This window comes from Pseudomonas sp. St29, from assembly GCF_001547915.1.
Taxonomy (GTDB): domain Bacteria; phylum Pseudomonadota; class Gammaproteobacteria; order Pseudomonadales; family Pseudomonadaceae; genus Aquipseudomonas.
Window position 1 is genome coordinate 4,381,056 of the sequence record NZ_AP014628.1, and the last position, 22,308, is coordinate 4,403,363.

The window sequence follows — 22,308 nt, forward strand, 5'->3', positions numbered from 1 at the left end:
TTGACGGCGGTGGCTTACACTTAATTTCAAAGCTTATTCCGAGGGTTGACTCATGACCGAGTTGGCGCGCCTGAAGTTTTATGCCACTCAACCCCACTCTTGCAGCTACCTGCCCGACGAACAGGCCACTACCCTGTTCCTCGATCCCAGTCAGCCCATGGACGTGCACGTTTATGCGGACCTGTCGGAAATGGGCTTTCGCCGCAGTGGAGATCACCTGTACCGGCCGCACTGCCAGAATTGCAACGCTTGTGTGCCGGCGCGCATCCCCGTGGCGCAATTCCTGCCCAACCGTCAACAAAAGCGCATCCTCAAACGCAACAGCGATCTGCGGGTACAAGCGGCCAAACCGGCATTCAGTGAAGAATATTTCGAGCTGTATCAACGCTATATCGAGCAACGTCACGCCGATGGCGACATGTTCCCTCCCAGCCGCGACCAGTTCTCGACCTTCCTGGTTCGCGACCTGCCCTTCTCGCGCTTCTATGAATTCCGCTTGGACGGTCGCCTGCTGGCAGTAGCGGTCACCGATCTGCTGCCTAATGGCCTTTCCGCGGTCTACACCTTCTATGAGCCCGACGAAGAGCGCCGCAGCCTGGGGCGTTATGCGATTCTCTGGCAAATCGGCGAAACCCTGCGCCAGGGCCTGGACGCGGTGTACCTCGGCTACTGGATCAAAAACTGCAAAAAGATGAGCTACAAGACCCAATATCGCCCCATAGAGCTACTGGTTAACCAGAGATGGGTGATCCTCAACTAGAAGGTCTTGGCTTAAACCCCACTTTTCGGGCACAATGCACGCCGCTTTTGCCTGGCGCAGTTGCACCGGGCCATTCATTGGATACCGAGGGCTTTACTGCATGTCGAAAGAAGACAGCTTCGAAATGGAAGGCACTGTCGTCGACACCCTGCCCAACACCATGTTTCGCGTGGAGTTGGAAAATGGGCACGTCGTAACCGCGCATATTTCCGGCAAGATGCGCAAGAACTACATTCGTATTCTTACCGGTGACAAAGTGCGCGTCGAGCTGACGCCCTATGACTTGAGCAAAGGTCGGATCACTTACCGCGCTCGCTAAGCAAGTCAATACAAGACGCCCGGTTATGCCGGGCGTTTTTGTTCGTCTCGAATAAACCGGCAAACCCCAGATAGCACAAAGGCACCCTCCGGTGCCTTTGGCGGTACTGCTGCGTTATGCGGCCATCAAGCCATTTCCGCCGTGGTTTCGAAATCGAAGGTCAACTCGCCATCCTTGATGTCGATGTGCACCACACCGCCATGGTCGGACAATTCGCCAAACAGGATCTCCTCGGCCAGGGGACGCTTGATCTTGTCCTGGATCAAACGCGCCATCGGACGCGCCCCCATCGTCACGTCGTAACCACCGGCAGCCAGCCAGCTGCGAGCGGCATCGGTCACTTCCAGCTGCACGCGCTTGTCTTCCAGTTGCGCTTGAAGCTCGGTAAGGAACTTGTCCACCACGCTCTTGATCACTTCATGGCTCAGGCGACCGAACTGGATAATGGTGTCCAGACGGTTGCGGAACTCCGGCGTGAAGCTCTTCTTGATCACTTCCATGGCATCGGAAGAATGATCCTGATGAGTGAAACCTATGGAGGCTCGCGCCGCGGTTTCAGCACCGGCGTTGGTGGTCATGATGAGGATGACATTGCGGAAATCCGCCTTGCGCCCGTTGTTGTCGGTCAGGGTGCCGTGATCCATCACCTGCAGCAGCAGGTTGAAGACTTCCGGATGAGCCTTCTCGATTTCATCGAGCAGCAACACGCAATGTGGCTGCTTGGTGATCGCTTCGGTCAGCAAACCGCCCTGATCAAAACCGACATAGCCGGGAGGCGCACCAATCAGACGCGAGACAGTGTGCCGCTCCATGTACTCGGACATGTCGAAGCGCACCAACTCGATCCCCATGGCCTTGGCCAATTGCCGGGCGGCCTCGGTCTTGCCGACACCGGTAGGACCGGCGAACAGGAAGGAACCGACTGGCTTGTCCGGGGATTTCAGACCGGCACGGGACAGCTTGATCGCCGTGGACAGCGAATCAATCGCCGCATCCTGACCGAACACCGTCAACTTGAGATCGCGTTCAAGGTTGCGCAGCAACTCTTTATCGGAGCTGGTGACGTGTTTTGGTGGAATCCGGGCAATTTTCGCCACGATGTCTTCAACCTGGGCCACTTCAATGCGCTTCACGCGCTTATCAACCGGCTGCAGGCGCTGATAGGCACCCGCCTCGTCAATCACATCAATGGCCTTGTCAGGCATGTGCCGGTCATTGATGTAGCGCGAGGCCAGCTCCGCAGCGGCACGCAGCGCCTCATCACTGTATTCGATACTGTGATGCTGTTCGAAACGCCCCTTGAGACCGCGCAGGATGCCGATGGTGTCTTCAACCGAGGGCTCGGACACGTCGACTTTCTGGAAGCGCCGCGCCAGGGCGCGATCCTTCTCGAAAATGCCACGGAACTCCTGGAACGTGGTCGAACCGATGCAGCGGATGTCACCCGAAGACAGCAATGGCTTGAGCAGGTTCGAGGCATCCATCACCCCACCGGACGCCGCACCGGCACCGATGATGGTATGGATTTCATCGATGAACAGGATCGCCTGAGGGCGTTTTTTCAACTCGCTCAGCAACGCCTTGAAGCGCTTCTCGAAGTCGCCACGGTATTTGGTACCCGCCAGCAATGCCCCGAGGTCCAGGGAGTAGACCACGCTGTTGGTCAGCAGGTCCGGAACCTGATTGTCGACGATACGCTTGGCCAGGCCTTCGGCAATCGCGGTCTTGCCCACGCCCGCTTCACCCACCAGCAACGGGTTGTTCTTGCGCCGACGAGCCAGGATCTGGGCTACACGCTCCACTTCCTGCTCACGCCCTACCAGCGGATCAATGCGCCCCTGACGGGCCAGCTCGTTGAGATTGCTGGCATAGGCATCCAGGGGATTACTCGAAGAAGACGACTCACCACCCTCTTCATCCTGCATATCCTGTTCACCTTCAGAATGATCGCCATGCCCAGGCACCTTGGAGATGCCGTGGGCGATGTAATTGACCACATCGATACGGGCGACGCTCTGCTGCTTGAGCAGGAACACCGCCTGGCTCTCTTGCTCACTGAAGATGGCCACCAGCACATTGGCGCCAGTGACTTCACGCTTGCCCGAGCTCTGGACGTGAAAGACAGCACGCTGCAGCACACGCTGGAAACCCAGGGTCGGCTGAGTCTCGCGATCCTCGTCATGGACCGGGATCAGCGGCGTGGTGGAGTCGATGAACTCCTGCAGGTCGTGCTTGAGTTTGTCGAGGTTTGCTCCGCAGGCACGTAAAACGGTGGCGGCGGCCTCATTATCCAAAAGAGCCAACAGAAGGTGCTCGACGGTCATGAACTCATGACGCTTCGAACGGGCCTCCTTGAAGGCGAGATTGAGGGTGACTTCGAGCTCGCGGTTTAACATAGCTTCACCTCATACCCAAGTGGTCGGCGTTAACCGTCCTTCTCGATTTCACAGAGTAGCGGATGCTGGCTTTCCCGGGCGTACTGGTTGACCTGCATGGCCTTTGTCTCGGCGATGTCGCGGGTAAACAATCCACACACTGCCCGCCCTTCTGTATGGACGGCCAGCATGACCTTGGTCGCCAGCTCGCGATTCAGGTTAAAAAACATCTCGAGCACTTCGACGACGAAATCCATCGGGGTGTAGTCATCGTTGAACAAAACCACCTTGTACATCGGCGGCGCCTGTAATGCAGGCTTAGCTTCCTGTACAGCCAAGCCAGCGGAATCGTCGTCGTGCAAGTCCGGGCGATCCTGATTGAATGTTAGTCGAATCTGGCTGATTGCATGCATGGAAAGAAAGGTTCGTCAGTTGTGCAAATACAGTGGTGGGGGCGCTCTGGATGGAATTCAACTCCGACCGCCGGGTCACCTTGACTATCGGCAAAACGGTGTTACAACCAATAGGGCCCACATTGGGTAATAAACGTCCGCGGCGTCAACCTTTTTACCAAGCTTGGCGGCGGATGAACTGGATGATACTCCAGTGATGGAGTCTGTTGCAGAGGGATATGAGTATGGCTAGCGGTAAGGTCAAGTGGTTCAACAATGCCAAGGGTTATGGCTTTATTAATGAGGAGGGCAAGACGGATGATCTGTTTGCCCATTACTCGGCCATCGAGATGGATGGCTACAAGACCTTGAAAGCCGGACAGGCTGTGAGCTTCGAGATCATCCAGGGCCCCAAGGGCCTGCATGCGGTCAAAATCAGCGCCTTGAAGGTGCCCGGTGAAATCATCCCCGCCGAGGCGCAACCTGAAAGCGCCTTAAGCTGATACACCCAACATCCAGTGATAAAAAAACCGGCCGACTCAAGGGATTGAGTCGGCCGGTTTGCTTTGCGCGCGGTTGCGCTTACATATGCGAGATCAGCGCATCGCCGAAGGCCGAGGAAGACAGCAGGGTCGCACCCTCCATCAGACGCTCGAAGTCATAGGTCACCGTCTTGGCCGAAATCGCGCCGTTGGTGCCCTTGATAATGAGGTCCGCCGCCTCGGTCCAGCCCATGTGACGCAACATCATTTCCGCAGAGAGAATCAGCGAGCCCGGGTTGACCTGATCCTTGCCGGCATACTTGGGCGCAGTACCGTGGGTTGCCTCGAACATGGCCACGGTATCGGACAGGTTGGCACCTGGAGCGATACCGATGCCGCCCACTTCCGCCGCCAGGGCGTCGGACAGATAGTCACCGTTGAGGTTCAGAGTGGCGATCACATCGTATTCCGCCGGACGCAGCAGGATCTGCTGGAGCATGGCATCGGCGATGGCATCCTTGACGATGACGTTCTTGCCGGTTTTCGGGTTCTTGAACTGCATCCACGGACCGCCGTCCAGCAGGGTTGCGCCGAACTCTTCGGCCGCCACTTCATAGGCCCATTCCTTGAAGGCACCTTCGGTGAACTTCATGATGTTGCCCTTGTGGACGATGGTCAGCGAATCACGATCGTTATCCACTACATATTGCAGCGCCTTGCGCGCCAGACGCTTGGTGCCCTGCAGCGAAACCGGCTTGACACCGATGCCGCAGTTTTCGTCGAAACGGATCTTGGTGACACCCATTTCTTCCTTAAGGAACTTGATGACCTTGGTGGCTTCTGCCGAACCGGCCTTCCACTCGATACCGGCGTAAATGTCTTCGGAGTTTTCACGGAAGATGGTCATGTCCACGTCACCCGGCTTTTTCACCGGGCTGGGCACGCCTTCGAACCAGCGCACCGGGCGCAGGCACACGTAAAGATCGAGTTGCTGACGCAGGGCCACGTTCAGGGAACGGATACCGCCACCGACCGGAGTGGTCAGCGGACCCTTGATGGAAACCACGTAATCCTTCACCGCGTCCAGGGTTTCCTGAGGAAGCCAGGTGTCCTGGTCGTACACTTGAGTCGCTTTTTCCCCGGCATACACTTCCATCCAGGAAATCTTGCGTTCGCCGCCGTAAGCCTTCTTAACCGCAGCATCGACAACCTTGATCATGACCGGGCTGATATCAACACCAATACCGTCGCCTTCGATGAAAGGAATAATCGGGTTGTTAGGAACATTGAGAGAATGGTCTGCGTTGACGGTGATTTTGTCGCCGACTGCTGGAACCTGAATCTTCTTGTATCCCATGCTGAACTCCGTTGTGTGGATTGAACATCTGGCTGCGTTCGAGCGTAACCCAGTTGAATCTGGACGGGAACCTCATGTTCCACCCATATGCCGTGAAAGCTTTACGGTTCGCGGCCTACAAGCCTGAATGCAAAGGGAAAAGTGCCAAATTCGAGCACAGCCAACGACTCTACGCCTGCACCCCGCCTGCGACCTTTAGACCAATGGACGAGCACCGGTACCTATGAAGCAACGGCGCTTTGCTAGCTACCTATGTATAATGCCGCCGCTGACCATAGAGTCACGACGGCCGAACGCTCTGCTACCGAAGAAAACAAGCCGAGACCGGCCGCCCAAAGCCGGGTTGTTACCGCAGCCCACCCGCTTGACGCTCGACTGATGCACCCAACATCACCGCGAAGAAACCTCGACATTCGGCTCATGGATGACCTTTGAACGAAAGCGCTTACCCGGCGCACCTCGAGTTTCTGCGCACGCTTTAGCAAAGAAGAGAGTTAATCCGAATATGCCCACCCGCTCGAAGATCATCTATACCTTCACCGACGAAGCTCCGGCCCTCGCCACCTATTCCCTGCTGCCTATCGTAGAAGCCTTCACCGCTTCGGCTGATATCGCCGTGGAAACCCGCGACATCTCCCTGGCCGGCCGCATCCTCGCCAGCTTCCCTGAGCAGTTGGGTGCCAAAGCGGTGCCGGACCACCTCGCCGAACTGGGCGAACTGGCCGTCACCCCAGAAGCCAACATCATCAAGCTGCCGAACATCAGCGCCTCGGTACCGCAGCTGCAAGCCGCGATCAAGGAACTGCAGGCCCAGGGCTACGCCCTGCCGGACTACCCGGAAACCGTGACCAGCGACACCGACAAAGACGCCAAGGCGCGCTACGACAAGGTCAAGGGCAGCGCCGTGAACCCGGTCCTGCGTGAAGGCAACTCCGACCGCCGCGCTCCGCTGTCGGTGAAGAACTACGCGCGCAAGCACCCGCACAAGATGGGCGCCTGGGCCAAGGACTCCAAGTCTCACGTTGCCCACATGAGCAACGGCGACTTCTACGGCAGCGAAAAAGCCGCCCTGATCGAAGCCGCAGACAGCGTCAAGATCGAGCTGATCGCCCAAGACGGCACCGCCACCGTCCTGAAACAAAAGACCACCGTGCAAGCTGGTGAGATCCTCGACTGCGCCGTGATGAGCAAAAAGGCCCTGCGCGCCTTCATCGCCGCAGAAATCGAAGACGCCAAGAAACAAGGCGTACTGCTGTCTGTGCACCTCAAGGCCACCATGATGAAGGTCTCCGACCCGATCATGTTCGGCCAGATCGTTGCCGAGTTCTATCAGGACGCCCTGAGCAAGCACGCCGCCGTGCTGCAGGAAATCGGCTTCAACCTGAACAACGGCATTGGCGACCTGTACGCCCGCATCAAGGCCCTGCCAGCCGAGCAGCAAGCCGCGATCGAAGCCGACATCCAGGCGGTCTACGCTGCACGCCCTGCCCTGGCCATGGTCAACTCCGACAAAGGCATCACCAACCTGCACGTACCGAGCGACGTGATCGTCGACGCCTCGATGCCGGCCATGATCCGTGACTCCGGCAAGATGTGGGGCACCGACGGCCAACTGCACGACACCAAGGCCGTGATCCCGGACCGTTGCTACGCCACCATCTACCAGGCCGTGATCGAAGACTGCAAAGCCAATGGCGCGTTCGATCCGACCACCATGGGCAGCGTGCCAAACGTCGGCCTGATGGCGAAAAAAGCCGAAGAATACGGCTCCCACGACAAGACCTTCGAAATCAAGGCTGACGGCGTGGTTCGCGTGACCGACAGCCAAGGCAAGCTGCTGCTGGAGCAGAAAGTCGAAGCCGGCGACATCTTCCGCATGTGCCAGACCAAGGACGCGCCGATCCAGGACTGGGTCAAGCTCGCCGTCAACCGTGCCCGTGCCAGCAGCACCCCGGCGATTTTCTGGCTGGACCCGATGCGCGCCCACGACGGCGTGATGATCGAGAAAGTTCAGGCCTACCTGAAGGATCACGACACCAGCGATCTGGACATCCGCATCATGTCCCCGGTCGAAGCCATGAAGTTCACCCTGGCCCGCACCCGCGACGGTAAGGACACCATCTCGGTGACCGGCAACGTACTGCGCGACTACCTGACCGACCTGTTCCCGATCATGGAGCTGGGCACCAGCGCCAAGATGCTGTCGATCGTGCCGCTGATGAACGGTGGCGGCCTGTTCGAAACCGGCGCCGGCGGTTCGGCTCCGAAGCATGTGCAACAGCTGCTGGAAGAGAACTTCCTGCGCTGGGATTCCCTGGGTGAGTTCCTGGCCCTGGCCGCCTCCCTGGAGCACCTGGGCAACACCTACAACAACCCGAAAGCCCTGGTACTGGCCAAGACCCTGGACCAGGCCACCGGCCAGTTCCTCGACAACAACAAGTCGCCATCGCGCAAAGTCGGCAACATCGACAACCGCGGCAGCCACTTCTACCTGGCGCTGTACTGGGCACAAGCCCTGGCCGCCCAGACCGAGGACGCTGCCCTGCAAGCGCAGTTCAGCCCTCTGGCCAAGACCCTGACCGAGAACGAAGCGACCATCGTCGCCGAGCTCAACGCCGTACAGGGCAAGCCCGTGGACATCGGCGGCTACTACAGCGCCAACCCTGAGCTGGTGAGCAAGGCCATGCGCCCGAGCGCCACCCTCAACGCGGCCATCGCTGCGCTGGTGTAAGTACGAGCGAACACACAAACCCCGGCCCCGCGCCGGGGTTTGTGCTTCTGGGCCCACTAGGAGCCTGCTTGCCGGTGAACGTCTCTACGCCGGACATGCGGCGCTCGCTTCGCCGGCAAGCCGGCTCCTACAATGCTTCCCCCTTATAAAGGAGTGCCTTTATGGAATGGCAACCCCATATCACTGTCGCCACCATCGTCGAAGACCAGGGCCGCTTCCTGTTCGTCGAGGAGTACTCGGGCGAACACGCCGTGCTCAACCAGCCCGCCGGGCACCTGGATGCCAATGAAAGCCTGCTCCAGGCGGCCATTCGCGAAACCCTGGAGGAAACCGGCTGGGACGTGGAGTTGACCGGCGTGGTCGGCATCTACCTGTACACCGCCCCCAGCAACGGCGTGACCTACCAGCGCGTGTGCTTTGCCGCCAAAGCGCTGCGCCACCGTCCGGACTATCAGCTGGATGACGGCATCATCGGCCCACGCTGGCTGAGCCGCGAGCAACTGCTGGAACAGCGCGCCCACTGGCGCAGCGAGCTGATCCTGCAATGCCTGGACGATTACCTGGACGGCCAACTGCACAGCCTGGCGCTGATCCGACCAATGCTTTAACCGCAGTTTTAGCCTTGCAGGCCTCAGCCTGTTAGAATCGCGTCCTTTTTCAAGACACCCGTTGAATTCCTATGCGTGATCCAGCCTCTTCTGACACCCAAAAGAAACGCGTCATTGTCGGCATGTCCGGTGGCGTGGATTCTTCCGTTTCCGCCCTCCTGCTGATGGAACAGGGATACCAGGTAGAAGGCCTGTTCATGAAGAACTGGGAGGAAGACGACGGCACCGAATACTGCACCGCCATGGATGACCTGGCCGACGCCCAGGCCGTGTGCGACAAACTTGGCATCAAGCTGCACACCGCCAACTTCGCCGCCGAGTACTGGGACAACGTGTTCGAGCACTTCCTGGCCGAATACAAGGCCGGCCGCACGCCGAACCCGGACATCCTGTGCAACCGCGAAATCAAGTTCAAGGCGTTCCTCGACTACGCCATGATGCTCGGTGCCGACCTGATAGCTACCGGCCACTATGTACGCCGCCGCGACATCGACGACCGCACCGAACTGCTCAAGGGCCTGGACCCGAACAAGGACCAGAGCTACTTCCTGCATGCCGTGGGCGGCGAGCAGATCGCCAAGACCCTGTTCCCGGTAGGCGAGCTGGAAAAACCCGAAGTGCGCGCCATCGCCGAGAAACATGACCTGGCCACCGCCAAGAAGAAAGACTCCACCGGCATCTGCTTTATCGGTGAGCGGCGCTTCAGCGACTTCCTCAAGCAATACCTGCCGGCCCAGCCCGGCGAGATCAAGACTACCGAAGGTGAAGTCATCGGCCGCCACCACGGCCTGATGTACCACACCATCGGCCAGCGCCAGGGCCTGGGCATCGGCGGCCTGAAAGACGCCGGCGAAGAGCCGTGGTACGTGCTGATCAAGGACCTGGAGCACAACGAGCTGATCGTCGGCCAGGGCAACGACCATCCGTGGCTGTTCTCCCGCGCCCTGCTGGCTTCCGACATCTATTGGGTCAACCCCATCGACCTGAGCCAGCCACGGCGCCTGACCGCCAAGGTGCGCTACCGCCAGAGCGACCAGCCCTGCACCCTGGAGCGGACCGCCAACGGCTACCGCGCCACCTTCGACGATCCGCAGCGCGCGGTGACTCCCGGCCAGTCCGTGGTGTTCTACGACGGTGAAATCTGCCTCGGCGGCGGCGTGATCGAAGTGGCCGAACCCTGGAGCAGCAAGGACGCCCGCCCATGAGCCCGATTCAGGAGCAACTGACGGCGCTGGGCGGTGTATTCCTCGCAGCGGTGCTGGTGGACCGCATCGCCAAGACCGGCCAGGTCAGCGAAGCGGCCTTGAGCTGCATGCTCGGCAGCCTGCTGATCCGTGACCCCAAGGACACCCTGGAGGTCTACGGTGGCGACGACCTCAACCTGCGCGAGGGCTACCGCGCCCTGATCGGTGCCCTGGAGCGCGACCCCAGCACCCTGCAACGCGAGCCCCTGCGCTACGCCTTGTCGATGCTCGGCCTGGAACGCCAGTTGGCCAAGCGCGATGACCTGCTGGAAACCATCGGCAAGCGCCTGCCGCAGATCCAGTCCCAGGTCGAACACTTCGGCCCGGCCCACGAAAACGTCATTGCCGCGTGCGGCGGGCTCTACCAGGACACCCTGAGCACCCTGCGCCAACGCATCCAGGTGCACGGCGACATGCGCAACCTGCAGCAGCCGAGCAACGCCTCGAAGATCCGCGCCCTGCTGCTGGCCGGCATTCGCTCGGCGCGCCTGTGGCGCCAGTTGGGCGGCCATCGCTGGCAACTGGTGATCAGCCGGCGCAAATTGCTCAAAGAGCTGTATCCATTGATGCGCAGCAGCTGAGCTGCGCCTGATTTTTCAAGAGCTGCGCGTAAGACGCTGGTCAGTTGGCAACGGACCTGCGGATATTTTCATGTATGATACGCGCCCCATTTCGTTGCCCGACTGTCCGAGAACACCCCATGCAGCTCTCTTCGCTCACTGCGGTTTCCCCTGTTGACGGCCGCTACGCCGGCAAAACCCAGGTCCTGCGCCCCATTTTCAGCGAATACGGCCTGATCCGTGCTCGCGTCCTCGTTGAAGTGCGCTGGCTCCAGCGCCTGGCCGCCCACAGCGCCATCAGCGAAGTGCCGGCGTTCTCCGCCGAAGCCAACGCCGTCCTCAATGCCCTGGCAGAGAACTTCTCCCTGGAGCACGCCGAGCGCGTCAAAGAGATCGAGCGCACCACCAACCACGACGTCAAGGCCATCGAGTACCTGCTCAAGGAACAAGCCGCCAAGCTGCCTGAGCTGGCCAACGTCAGTGAGTTCATCCACTTCGCCTGCACCAGCGAGGACATCAACAACCTGTCCCACGCCCTGATGCTGCGCGAAGGCCGTGATGACGTGATGCTGCCGCTGATGCGCCAGACCGCCAACGCCATCCGCGAACTGGCGATCCGCTTCGCCGAAGTGCCGATGCTGTCGCGCACCCACGGTCAGCCGGCCTCGCCGACCACCCTGGGCAAGGAACTGGCCAACGTCGTGTACCGTCTGGAGCGCCAGATCGCTCAGGTCGCCGCCGTACCGCTGCTGGGCAAGATCAACGGCGCCGTGGGCAACTACAACGCCCACCTGTCGGCCTATCCGGACATCGACTGGGAAGCCAATGCCCGCGCCTTCATCGAAGACGAGTTGGGCCTGGCCTTCAACCCCTACACCACGCAGATCGAGCCGCACGACTACATTGCCGAGCTGTTCGATGCCATCGCCCGCTTCAACACCATCCTGATCGACTTCGATCGCGATATCTGGGGCTACATCTCCCTGGGCTACTTCAAGCAACGCACCATTGCCGGCGAAATCGGTTCCTCGACCATGCCGCACAAGGTCAACCCGATCGACTTCGAAAACTCCGAAGGCAACCTGGGGATCGCCAACGCCCTGTTCCAGCACCTGGCGAGCAAGCTGCCGATCTCCCGCTGGCAGCGCGACCTGACCGACTCCACCGTCCTGCGCAACCTGGGCGTGGGCTTCGCTCACAGCGTGATCGCCTACGAAGCCAGCCTCAAAGGCATCAGCAAACTGGAGCTCAACGCTTCGAGGATCGCCGAAGACCTGGATGCCTGCTGGGAAGTGCTGGCCGAGCCGATCCAGACCGTGATGCGTCGCTACAACATCGAAAATCCGTACGAAAAGCTCAAGGAACTGACCCGCGGCAAGGGCATCAGCCCTGAAGCGCTGCAGACTTTCATCGACGGGCTGGACATGCCTGCCGCGGCCAAGGCCGAGCTCAAGCAGCTCACCCCAGCCAGCTACATCGGCAATGCCGCGGCCCAGGCCAAGCGCATCTGAGCCACCGCCCGACCTTTTGACGCCCGGCCGCGCCGGGCGTTTTTATTCCTGCTAGAAAAGTAAACTTTTTCAATAGGTTACACATGAATCCTGACATTCCACTTCAACTTCTGGACGGCATCACTGCACGGGAATTTCTGCGTGACTACTGGCAGAAAAAGCCCCTGCTGATCCGTCAGGCCCTGCCTGACTTCGAAAGCCCGATCGAACCCGACGAACTGGCCGGCCTGGCCCTGGAAGAAGAAGTCGAATCGCGCCTGGTGATCGAGAACGGCGAGCGCCCCTGGGAACTGCGTCGCGGCCCGTTCGCCGAAGACGAGTTCAGCAAGCTGCCGGAGCGTGACTGGACGCTGCTGGTGCAGGCCGTGGACCAGTTCGTCCCGGAAGTCGCCGAACTGCTGGAGCATTTCCGCTTCCTGCCGAGCTGGCGCATTGATGACGTGATGATCAGCTTCGCCGCACCGGGCGGTAATGTCGGCCCGCACTTTGACAACTACGACGTGTTCCTGCTGCAAGGCCACGGCAAGCGCAACTGGAAGATCGGCCAGATGTGCGACTCCGAAAGCCCGCTGCTGCAGCACGCGGACCTGCGCATCCTCGCCGAGTTCGAAGAGACTGAAAGCTGGGTCCTGGAACCCGGCGACATGCTCTACCTGCCGCCGCGCCTGGCCCACTACGGCGTTGCGCTGAATGACTGCATGACCTATTCGGTGGGCTTCCGCGCCCCGAGCGCCGCTGAAGTCCTGACTCACTTCACCGACTTCCTCGGTCAGTTCCTGCCGGACGAAGATCGCTACACCGACGCCGACGTACAGCCGGCCAGCGACCCGCACCAGATCCAGCAGGACGCCCTCGACCGCCTCAAGAGCCTGCTGGCCGAGCACATGAGCGACGAGCGCCTGTTGCTGACCTGGTTCGGCCAGTTCATGACCGAGCCGCGTTATCCGGAACTGGTGGTCGGCCCGGAACTGGAAGAAGACGACCTGCTGGGTAGCCTGGAACAGGGCGCGATCCTGATCCGCAACCCGAGCGCGCGCCTGGCCTGGTCGGAAGTGGATGAAGACCTGTTGCTGTTCGCCAGCGGCCAGAGCCGCCTGCTTCCCGGTAAACTGCGCGAGCTGCTGAAAATGATTTGCGCCGCCGATGCCCTGCATATCGACAACCTCGGCCCCTGGCTGGCGGATGACGATGGGCGCGGCCTGTTGTGTGAACTGGTCAAGCAAGGGAGCCTGGGGTTCGCCGATGAATAAGATTCGCGTACGTGTCGCAGACTGGCAAAAGGATAACGCCGAGATCCGGCGTATTCGTGAAGCGGTGTTCATTGCCGAGCAAGCGGTTCCACCGGAACTGGAATGGGACGCCGACGATGACAGTGCCGTGCACTTCCTGGCCTTCGAGGGCGATTTTCCGATTGGTACCGCGCGCCTGCTGCCCGACGGACATGTCGGCCGGGTTTCGGTACTCAAGGACTGGCGCGGCCTGAAGGTCGGCGATGCGCTGATGCATGCGGTGATCGACGAAGCCGAGAAACGCGGCCTCAAGCAGCAGATGCTCAGCGCCCAGGTCCAGGCCACGCCGTTCTACGAGCGCCTGGGCTTCTCGATTGTCAGCCAGGAGTTTCTCGAAGCAGGGATTCCTCACGTCGACATGGTCCGCGGCGCCTGACCGACATGCCCTGGCGGCAATAACCCAAGCCAACGCCCCGCCATCCCCTTGCCCCGACCGGCGCAAGACCAGGATGCCGGGGCGTTTTGCCGTCTAGGATTCAACTTGCCCCACCCAAAGCCGACAAAGTGTCAAACTCAAGGCTTTACGCCAGCTACTCGCGGAGATAACGGATATGTCCCTACGCACCTTGCTCACGACGCTGCTGCTGACCTTCAGCTGCTCGGTCATGGCCGCCACCGAGATCGTGCCCCTCAACAACCGCACCAGCGCCGACCTGCTGCCGGTGGCGCAGAATTTTCTCGGCAAGGACGGCAAGGTCAGCGCCTATGGCAACCAACTGATCGTCAATGCCGAGCCGGGCAAGATCGCCGAACTGCGGGCTTTCATTGCGCAATTGGATACGGCGGCCAAGCGCCTGCTGATCACCGTCGACACCAATGAAAACAACTTCCAGGACAACCAGGGTTATTCGGTCAACGGCGCGCCGCAAACCCGGATCATCAATCGCAGCACCGAGAGTCGCGATGGCGGCATCCAGCAGATCCAGGCCAGCGAAGGCGTGCCGGCCCTGATTCAGGTCGGTCAGAGCGTGCCCCTGACCACGACCCAGACCGATCCCTACGGTCGCCCGCAAAACCAGACCCAGTACCGCAACGTCACTCAGGGCTTCTATGTCACGGCCAGCGTGACCGGCGAGACCGTGCACCTGAGCATCAGCACCAATCGTGACCGCATGAGCCAGGAACGTCCCGATGTAGTGAACGTGCAAAGTACCGACACAACCGTCAACGGTCGCCTTGGCGAGTGGATCACCCTGGCGGGCGTCAATCGCCAGACCCAGGCCGACAAGCAGGCTCTGGGCCGCAGCTATTCGACCCAAGGCCGGGATGACATGACCTTGCGGGTCAAGGTCGACGCATTGGACTAAAGCACCAAAAACTGACTGATTAGTCGTATTAGACCAAAGATGTAGTGGCGCAAAAAAAGCACTACAAAACATTTGACGGGCCAAAAAACCGCGGGCATGATGGCCTCGCTCCCGCTAATCAGGGGCCCTGGCAAGGGCCTTCGGATCGCCGCTCCAACCTACCCAACCGAGCCGATTCGTGTCTGTACTGCCCACAAGGTGTGTTTGACGAGATTGCGACTGGAACGAAGTTGTCCCGAGGGACGGAAGCGTAATTAGGTCGATCGGCAACACACTGTTGGAACGCACCCAGGCCCACGACGCCCGAATGCGCACCGCAGCTCGCCTTCACCTGCTCACTTTTCCCCTCGAGCTCATCGTTCACCCGTCGCCATCCCCGCCATACACCCTCGACCGCCTAAGCTTCCTGGTCAGCGAGCAGCCTTCCACGCAACGTTATGACGCGTGATCGGCGGAGCCGGAATTTTCCAACCAAGAACGACTTTTTACACAAGACGCGACGAGGTTTATCTCCATGGCACTGACACGCGAACAGCAAATTGCAGCCCTTGAAAAAGACTGGGCTGAAAACCCGCGCTGGAAAGGCGTGACTCGCACCTACTCCGCTGCCGACGTGGTCCGTCTGCGTGGTTCGGTTCAACCCGAGCACACCCTGGCACGCATGGGCGCCGAGAAGCTCTGGAACCTGGTCACCCAAGGTGCCAAGCCGTCCTTCCGTCCTGATAAAGATTTCGTCAACTGCATGGGCGCCCTGACCGGCGGCCAGGCTGTTCAACAGGTCAAAGCCGGTATCCAGGCCATCTACCTGTCGGGCTGGCAAGTGGCTGCGGACAACAACTCCGCAGAATCCATGTACCCCGACCAGTCACTGTACCCGGTGGACTCGGTTCCAACCGTGGTCAAGCGCATCAACAACTCGTTCCGTCGTGCGGACCAGATCCAGTGGAAAGCCGGCAAGAACCCGGGCGACGAAGGCTACATCGACTACTTCGCGCCAATCGTGGCCGACGCTGAAGCCGGTTTCGGCGGCGTGCTGAACGCCTACGAGCTGATGAAGAGCATGATCGAAGCAGGCGCCGCCGGCGTTCACTTCGAAGACCAGCTGGCTTCCGTGAAGAAGTGCGGCCACATGGGCGGCAAGGTACTGGTGCCGACCCAGGAAGCCGTACAGAAGCTGACTGCTGCCCGTCTGGCGGCCGACGTTGCCGGTGTACCGACCATCATCCTGGCCCGTACCGACGCCAACGCTGCTGACCTGCTGACTTCGGACTGCGACCCGTACGACCAGCCGTTCGTGACAGGCACTCGCACCCAGGAAGGCTTCTACAAAGTGAAGGCCGGCCTGGACCAGGCAATTGCCCGCGGTCTGGCCTACGCGCCTTACGCTGATCTGATCTGGTGCGAAACCGCCAAGCCGGACCTGGACGAAGCCCGTCGTTTCGCCGAAGCGATCAAGAAGGAATACCCGGACCAGATCCTGTCGTACAACTGCTCGCCTTCCTTCAACTGGAAGAAGAACCTGGACGACGCCACCATCGCCAAGTTCCAGCGCGAGCTGTCCGCCATGGGCTACAAGCACCAGTTCATCACCCTGGCCGGTATCCACAACATGTGGCACAGCATGTTCAACCTGGCGCATGACTACGCCCGCAACGACATGACTGCCTACGTGAAACTGCAAGAGCAAGAGTTCGCCGACGCGGCCAAAGGCTACACCTTCGTGGCTCACCAGCAGGAAGTGGGCACCGGCTACTTCGACGACATGACCACCGTGATCCAGGGCGGCTCGTCCTCGGTAACCGCCCTGACCGGCTCCACCGAAGAAGAGCAGTTCCATTGATTCCAGGCCTCGCGCCTTGATCGAGCGGCCAATGCAGATCCGGTAAAAACAACTGCATTGCTGTAAAGCTGACGCCCCGACTGGTTCGGGGCGTTTTTTTTGCCCGCACTCCCAGCAGGAGCCAATTTGCCGGCGAAACAGGCCTGCGCATTTCCCAATCCGCCTGCCTCCAGCAAAATTCGCCGACAAGTCGGCGCCGCCCAAAAAGCCGACGAAATATTGATCCAGAGCGGTGTTACCCAGAGCGAAACAGGTTAAAAGGTGCGCCCCTGCTACTTGCAGTAACAGGGATATATCCGACAACTTTCCCACGCCTCCAAGGGGAGCAGAATAAAACAGCCGCTAAATAATATTGATTATCATTTAGAGGCTAAAACTTTCATTACAGCAGGGACAAAACATAATTAACAAAACCTCCCCTAATGCCCGCAGGCTGCGGCTTACGGGGCTACAGGGGTGAGCTATGTCCTTATTACGATAAACAATTTCGCTTTAGAAATTTTACTTGCCCGGTGTTTAGCCATAAAATCAGCGCGATTGATTGCGCTGCGACATATCGTCACTGCTTTATTTCTTTATCAAGCTCAGAGACTCTTGCTCTCTGTTAAGGATTACCAGCATGCCCGAAGCGACAGGACTCATGGCCCACAACTGGGGCTTTGCCATTTTCCTTCTGGGTGTTGTCGGCCTCTGCGCCTTCATGCTCGGCGTCTCCAGCCTCCTCGGGTCAAAAGCCTGGGGCCGCAGCAAAAACGAACCGTTCGAGTCCGGCATGCTACCTACCGGTGGCGCCCGCTTGCGGCTCTCAGCCAAATTCTATCTGGTCGCGATGCTCTTCGTGATCTTCGATATCGAAGCCCTCTTTCTCTTTGCCTGGTCTGTGTCCGTCCGCGAAAGCGGCTGGACCGGATTCGTCGAAGCTCTCGTTTTCATAGCAATTCTGTTGGCAGGTCTTGTCTACCTTTGGCGAGTGGGGGCTCTTGACTGGGCTCCGGAAGGTCGTCGTAAGCGGCAGGCGAAGCTAAAACAATGAGGCTTTGGCGATGCAATACAATCTCACCAGGATCGACCCCGATGCTCCTAACGATCAGTACCCGATCGGCGAACGTGAAACCGTTTCCGATCCGTTAGAGGATCAGGTCCACAAAAACATCTTCATGGGCAAGCTGGAAGACGTGCTGAGCGGCGCGGTCAACTGGGGGCGTAAGAACTCCCTGTGGCCGTACAACTTCGGTCTGTCCTGCTGCTACGTGGAAATGACCACCGCCTTCACGGCGCCCCATGACATCGCGCGCTTTGGCGCCGAGGTTATCCGGGCATCGCCGCGTCAGGCGGACTTCATGGTTATCGCCGGTACCTGCTTCATCAAGATGGCGCCGATCATCCAGCGTCTCTACGAGCAAATGCTTGAGCCCAAGTGGGTCATCTCCATGGGTTCGTGCGCCAACTCCGGCGGCATGTACGACATCTACTCCGTAGTTCAGGGGGTGGACAAGTTCCTGCCCGTGGACGTCTACGTACCTGGCTGCCCGCCCCGCCCCGAAGCGTTCCTGCAAGGCTTGATGCTCTTGCAAGAATCCATTGGCCAGGAGCGTCGCCCACTGTCCTGGGTCGTCGGTGATCAAGGCGTGTATCGCGCCGAGATGCCGTCGCAAAAGGAGCAGCGCCGCGAACAGCGTATTCAGGTCACCAACCTGCGCAGCCCTGACGAAGTCTGATCCAGATCTGTTCTGACAAAGAAACGACACTGGCTTCACTCTTTACGTTGACCGAAAGCGATAAAAAACCATGACTACAGGCAGTGCTCTGTACATCCCGCCTTATAAGGCTGACGACCAGGATGTGGTCGTCGAACTCAATAACCGTTTTGGCCCTGAGGCGTTCACCGCCCAGGCCACCCGCACCGGCATGCCGGTGCTGTGGGTTACCCGCTCCAAACTCGTCGAAGTCCTGACCTTCCTGCGCAACCTGCCCAAGCCGTACGTCATGCTCTATGACCTGCACGGCGTGGACGAGCGCCTGCGTACCAAGCGCCAGGGCCTGCCGGGTGCCGACTTCAGCGTGTTCTACCACTTGCTGTCGATCGAACGTAACAGCGACGTGATGATCAAGGTGGCCCTCTCCGAAGGCGACCTCAGCCTGCCCACCGTCACCGGTATCTGGCCCAACGCCAACTGGTACGAGCGTGAAGTCTGGGACATGTTCGGTATCGACTTTGCCGGCCACCCGCACCTGTCGCGAATCATGATGCCGCCGACCTGGGAAGGTCACCCGCTGCGCAAGGACTTCCCGGCCCGCGCCACCGAGTTCGATCCGTTCAGCCTGAACCTGGCCAAGCAGCAGCTGGAAGAGGAAGCCGCGCGCTTCCGTCCGGAAGACTGGGGCATGAAGCGTTCCGGTGCCAACGAGGACTACATGTTCCTCAACCTGGGTCCGAACCACCCTTCGGCTCACGGTGCCTTCCGTATCATCCTGCAACTGGATGGCGAAGAGATCGTCGACTGCGTACCGGACATCGGCTACCACCACCGTGGCGCCGAGAAGATGGCCGAGCGCCAGTCCTGGCACAGCTTCATCCCCTACACCGACCGCATCGACTACCTGGGCGGGGTGATGAACAACCTGCCGTACGTGCTGTCGGTGGAGAAGCTGGCCGGCATCAAGGTGCCGGAGAAGGTCGACGTCATCCGCATCATGATGGCCGAGTTCTTCCGCATCACCAGCCACCTGCTGTTCCTGGGCACCTACATCCAGGACGTCGGCGCCATGACCCCGGTGTTCTTCACCTTCACCGACCGTCAGCGCGCCTACACCGTGATCGAAGCCATCACCGGTTTCCGTCTGCACCCGGCCTGGTACCGCATCGGCGGCGTTGCCCACGATCTGCCCCGCGGCTGGGAAAAGCTGGTCAAGGACTTCGTCGAATGGCTGCCCAAGCGCCTCGACGAATACACCAAGGCTGCCCTGCAGAACAGCATCCTCAAGGGCCGGACCATCGGTGTCGCCGCCTACAACACCAAGGAAGCCCTGGAATGGGGCGTCACCGGTGCCGGCCTGCGCTCCACCGGTTGCGATTTCGACCTGCGCAAGGCCCGTCCGTACTCCGGCTACGAGAACTTCGAGTTCGAAGTCCCGCTGGGTGCCAACGGTGACGCCTACGACCGTTGCATGGTTCGCGTGGAAGAAATGCGCCAGAGCATCAAGATCATCGATCAGTGCCTGCGCAACATGCCGGAAGGCCCGTACAAGGCGGACCACCCGCTGACCACGCCGCCGCCGAAAGAGCGCACCCTGCAGCACATCGAGACCTTGATCACGCACTTCCTGCAGGTTTCGTGGGGCCCGGTCATGCCGGCCAACGAATCCTTCCAGATGATCGAAGCGACCAAGGGCATCAACAGTTATTACCTGACGAGCGATGGCGGCACCATGAGCTACCGCACCCGGATCCGTACCCCGAGCTTCGCCCACCTGCAGCAGATCCCTTCGGTGATCCGCGGCAGCATGGTCGCGGACTTGATCGCGTACCTGGGTAGTATCGACTTCGTTATGGCCGACGTGGACCGCTAAGCATGAACAGCACGCTTATCCAGACAGACCGTTTCGCCCTGAGCGAAACCGAGCGCTCGGCCATCGAGCACGAGATGCATCACTACGAAGACCCGCGCGCGGCGTCGATCGAAGCCCTGAAGATCGTCCAGAAGGAACGTGGCTGGGTGCCTGACGGCGCGGTCTACGCCATCGGCGAGATCCTCGGCATCCCCGCCAGCGACGTAGAAGGCGTGGCGACGTTCTACAGCCAGATCTTCCGCCAGCCAGTGGGCCGCCACATCATTCGCGTCTGCGACAGCATGGTCTGCTACATCGGCGGCCATGAGTCCGTGGTCAGCCAGATCCAGAGCGAGCTGGGCATCGGCCTCGGCCAGACCACCGCCGACGGCCGCTTCACCCTGCTGCCGGTGTGCTGCCTGGGCAACTGCGACAAGGCCCCGGCGCTGATGATCGACGACGACACTTTCGGCGACGTACAGCCCGCTGGCGTGGCCAAACTGTTGGAGGGCTACGTATGACCCTGACCTCTTTCGGCCCTGCGAACCGCATTGCGCGCACCGCAGAAACCCACCCCCTGACCTGGCGTCTGCGTGACGACGGCGAGCCGGTATGGTTCGACGAGTACCAGGCCAAGAACGGCTACGCTGCAGCGCGCAAGGCCTTCGCCGACCTGTCCCAGGACGATATCGTCCAGACCGTGAAGGACGCCGGCCTCAAGGGCCGCGGCGGTGCGGGCTTCCCCACCGGCGTAAAGTGGGGCCTGATGCCCAAAGACGAATCCATGAACATCCGCTACCTGCTGTGCAACGCGGACGAAATGGAACCCAACACCTGGAAAGACCGCATGCTGATGGAGCAACTGCCCCATCTGCTGATCGAAGGCATGCTGATCAGTGCCCGTGCACTGAAGACCTACCGCGGCTACATCTTCCTGCGCGGCGAGTACACCACCGCCGCCAAGCACCTGCGCCGTGCCGTGGAAGAAGCCAAGGCTGCTGGCCTGTTGGGCAAGAACATTCTGGGCAGCGGTTTCGATTTCGAACTGTTCGTGCACACCGGCGCCGGGCGCTACATCTGCGGTGAAGAAACCGCACTGATCAACTCCCTGGAAGGCCGTCGCGCCAACCCACGCTCCAAGCCGCCCTTCCCCGCCGCCGTAGGCGTGTGGGGCAAGCCGACTTGCGTGAACAACGTCGAGACGCTGTGCAACGTGCCGGCGATCATCGGCGACGGCGTGGAGTGGTACAAATCCCTGGCCCGCGAAGGCAGTGAAGACCACGGCACCAAGCTGATGGGCTTCTCCGGCAAAGTGAAGAACCCTGGCCTGTGGGAGCTGCCCTTCGGCGTGACCGCGCGCGAGCTGTTCGAGGACTACGCCGGCGGCATGCGCGATGGCTACAAGCTCAAGTGCTGGCAGCCCGGCGGCGCCGGTACCGGCTTCCTGCTGCCGGAACACCTGGATGCGCAAATGTACGCCGGCGGCATCGCCAAAGTGGGCACCCGCATGGGTACCGGCCTGGCCATGGCGGTGGACGACAGCATCAACATGGTGTCGCTGCTGCGCAACATGGAGCAATTCTTCGCCCGTGAATCCTGCGGCTTCTGCACCCCTTGCCGTGATGGCCTGCCATGGAGCGTCAAGCTGCTGATGGCCCTGGAAAAAGGCCAGGGCCAGCAGGGCGACATCGAGACCCTGCTGGGTCTGGTGGGCTTCCTCGGCCCGGGCAAGACCTTCTGTGCTCACGCACCGGGTGCCGTGGAGCCTTTGGGCAGTGCCATCAAGTATTTCCGTCCAGAGTTCGAAGCCGGCATCGCGCCTACCAGCGCCGCCGTCCCGCCTCTGGCCCGACCGATCGTAGTCGGCGCGTAACGCTTAGATGAGGGCGCAGGGTCCGTGCCCTGTGCTCGACGTGCGATGACGCCGTGAACGGCTGTGTTGATTCGCACGCATAACAAGATTCCATTAGCCACGCCCGCTGAC

20 protein-coding genes are annotated in these 22,308 nt (G+C 60.3%); 17 read left to right on the plus strand and 3 right to left on the minus strand.

The genetic code is table 11. From position 1 onward, the window contains the following. Window positions 1-52 precede the first annotated feature (52 nt). The gene (locus PST29_RS19405) at window positions 53-760 is read left to right on the plus strand and encodes an arginyltransferase (RefSeq protein WP_060844104.1); all 708 of its coding nucleotides are present in this window, start codon (window positions 53-55) and stop codon (window positions 758-760) included. A gap of 100 nt (window positions 761-860) precedes the next feature. Beyond that, window positions 861-1,079, plus strand: a complete 219-nt coding sequence (infA, locus tag PST29_RS19410) for a translation initiation factor IF-1 (protein WP_002553999.1) — start codon at window positions 861-863, stop codon at window positions 1,077-1,079. A gap of 125 nt (window positions 1,080-1,204) precedes the next feature. On the opposite strand, the gene clpA is transcribed toward infA, so the two are convergent. Together clpA and clpS are read right to left on the minus strand one after the other, a co-directional pair. Then, on the minus strand, window positions 1,205-3,475 hold the full coding sequence (gene clpA / locus PST29_RS19415) for an ATP-dependent Clp protease ATP-binding subunit ClpA (RefSeq protein WP_060840125.1): 2,271 nt from the start codon (window positions 3,473-3,475) through the stop codon (window positions 1,205-1,207). A gap of 29 nt (window positions 3,476-3,504) precedes the next feature. Beyond that, on the minus strand, window positions 3,505-3,867 hold the full coding sequence (gene clpS, locus PST29_RS19420; RefSeq protein ID WP_011062173.1) for an ATP-dependent Clp protease adapter ClpS: 363 nt from the start codon (window positions 3,865-3,867) through the stop codon (window positions 3,505-3,507). Window positions 3,868-4,091: 224 nt separating this feature from the next. Between clpS and cspD the strand changes: the two genes are divergently transcribed. After that, complete coding sequence (gene cspD, locus PST29_RS19425; RefSeq protein ID WP_016964814.1) at window positions 4,092-4,349, plus strand: cold shock domain-containing protein CspD; 258 nt, start codon at window positions 4,092-4,094, stop codon at window positions 4,347-4,349. 79 nt (window positions 4,350-4,428) lie between these two features. On the opposite strand, the gene icd is transcribed toward cspD, so the two are convergent. Continuing rightward, entirely contained in the window at window positions 4,429-5,685 is a 1,257-nt protein-coding gene (gene icd / locus PST29_RS19430) for an NADP-dependent isocitrate dehydrogenase (RefSeq protein WP_016964815.1), read from the minus strand. A gap of 505 nt (window positions 5,686-6,190) precedes the next feature. On the opposite strand from icd, the gene PST29_RS19435 reads away from it, so the two are divergent. From PST29_RS19435 to nuoF, 14 genes are all read left to right on the plus strand, one after another. Further along, window positions 6,191-8,416: an NADP-dependent isocitrate dehydrogenase gene (locus PST29_RS19435; protein WP_060840126.1), complete on the plus strand. Its 2,226-nt coding sequence runs from the start codon at window positions 6,191-6,193 to the stop codon at window positions 8,414-8,416. Between the two features lie 161 nt (window positions 8,417-8,577). Then, window positions 8,578-9,024 carry an NUDIX hydrolase gene (locus PST29_RS19440; protein WP_060840127.1) on the plus strand — a complete coding sequence of 149 codons (447 nt, stop codon included), beginning with the start codon at window positions 8,578-8,580 and terminating at the stop codon, window positions 9,022-9,024. Window positions 9,025-9,095: 71 nt separating this feature from the next. Next, the gene (gene mnmA / locus PST29_RS19445; protein ID WP_060844105.1) at window positions 9,096-10,229 is read left to right on the plus strand and encodes a tRNA 2-thiouridine(34) synthase MnmA; all 1,134 of its coding nucleotides are present in this window, start codon (window positions 9,096-9,098) and stop codon (window positions 10,227-10,229) included. Further along, window positions 10,226-10,849 carry a high frequency lysogenization protein HflD gene (gene hflD, locus PST29_RS19450; protein ID WP_060840129.1) on the plus strand — a complete coding sequence of 208 codons (624 nt, stop codon included), beginning with the start codon at window positions 10,226-10,228 and terminating at the stop codon, window positions 10,847-10,849. Before mnmA ends, hflD begins: the two co-directional genes overlap by 4 nt. Before the next feature lie 119 nt (window positions 10,850-10,968). After that, window positions 10,969-12,339 carry an adenylosuccinate lyase gene (gene purB / locus PST29_RS19455; protein ID WP_060844106.1) on the plus strand — a complete coding sequence of 457 codons (1,371 nt, stop codon included), beginning with the start codon at window positions 10,969-10,971 and terminating at the stop codon, window positions 12,337-12,339. Window positions 12,340-12,422: 83 nt separating this feature from the next. Next, window positions 12,423-13,589 carry a ribosomal protein uL16 3-hydroxylase gene (locus PST29_RS19460; protein WP_060844107.1) on the plus strand — a complete coding sequence of 389 codons (1,167 nt, stop codon included), beginning with the start codon at window positions 12,423-12,425 and terminating at the stop codon, window positions 13,587-13,589. Further along, window positions 13,582-14,004: a GNAT family N-acetyltransferase gene (locus PST29_RS19465; RefSeq protein WP_060840132.1), complete on the plus strand. Its 423-nt coding sequence runs from the start codon at window positions 13,582-13,584 to the stop codon at window positions 14,002-14,004. The genes PST29_RS19460 and PST29_RS19465 overlap by 8 nt, the downstream gene beginning before the upstream one ends. Window positions 14,005-14,179: 175 nt before the next feature. Then, entirely contained in the window at window positions 14,180-14,935 is a 756-nt protein-coding gene (locus PST29_RS19470) for a secretin N-terminal domain-containing protein (protein WP_060840133.1), read from the plus strand. Window positions 14,936-15,449: 514 nt separating this feature from the next. Beyond that, on the plus strand, window positions 15,450-16,775 hold the full coding sequence (gene aceA, locus PST29_RS19475) for an isocitrate lyase (RefSeq protein ID WP_016964777.1): 1,326 nt from the start codon (window positions 15,450-15,452) through the stop codon (window positions 16,773-16,775). A 619-nt stretch (window positions 16,776-17,394) separates the two neighbouring features. After that, window positions 17,395-17,808: an NADH-quinone oxidoreductase subunit A gene (locus PST29_RS19480; protein WP_011062185.1), complete on the plus strand. Its 414-nt coding sequence runs from the start codon at window positions 17,395-17,397 to the stop codon at window positions 17,806-17,808. A 10-nt stretch (window positions 17,809-17,818) separates the two neighbouring features. Beyond that, complete coding sequence (locus tag PST29_RS19485) at window positions 17,819-18,493, plus strand: NuoB/complex I 20 kDa subunit family protein (protein ID WP_011062186.1); 675 nt, start codon at window positions 17,819-17,821, stop codon at window positions 18,491-18,493. A 70-nt stretch (window positions 18,494-18,563) separates the two neighbouring features. Continuing rightward, window positions 18,564-20,345 (plus strand): NADH-quinone oxidoreductase subunit C/D, encoded by a 1,782-nt coding sequence (gene nuoC, locus PST29_RS19490; protein WP_016964778.1) that lies wholly within the window; start codon window positions 18,564-18,566, stop codon window positions 20,343-20,345. Window positions 20,346-20,347: 2 nt separating this feature from the next. Then, complete coding sequence (nuoE, locus tag PST29_RS19495) at window positions 20,348-20,845, plus strand: NADH-quinone oxidoreductase subunit NuoE (RefSeq protein WP_011062188.1); 498 nt, start codon at window positions 20,348-20,350, stop codon at window positions 20,843-20,845. After that, complete coding sequence (gene nuoF, locus PST29_RS19500) at window positions 20,842-22,197, plus strand: NADH-quinone oxidoreductase subunit NuoF (protein ID WP_016964779.1); 1,356 nt, start codon at window positions 20,842-20,844, stop codon at window positions 22,195-22,197. The genes nuoE and nuoF overlap by 4 nt, the downstream gene beginning before the upstream one ends. The last annotated feature ends 111 nt before the right edge of the window (window positions 22,198-22,308 follow it).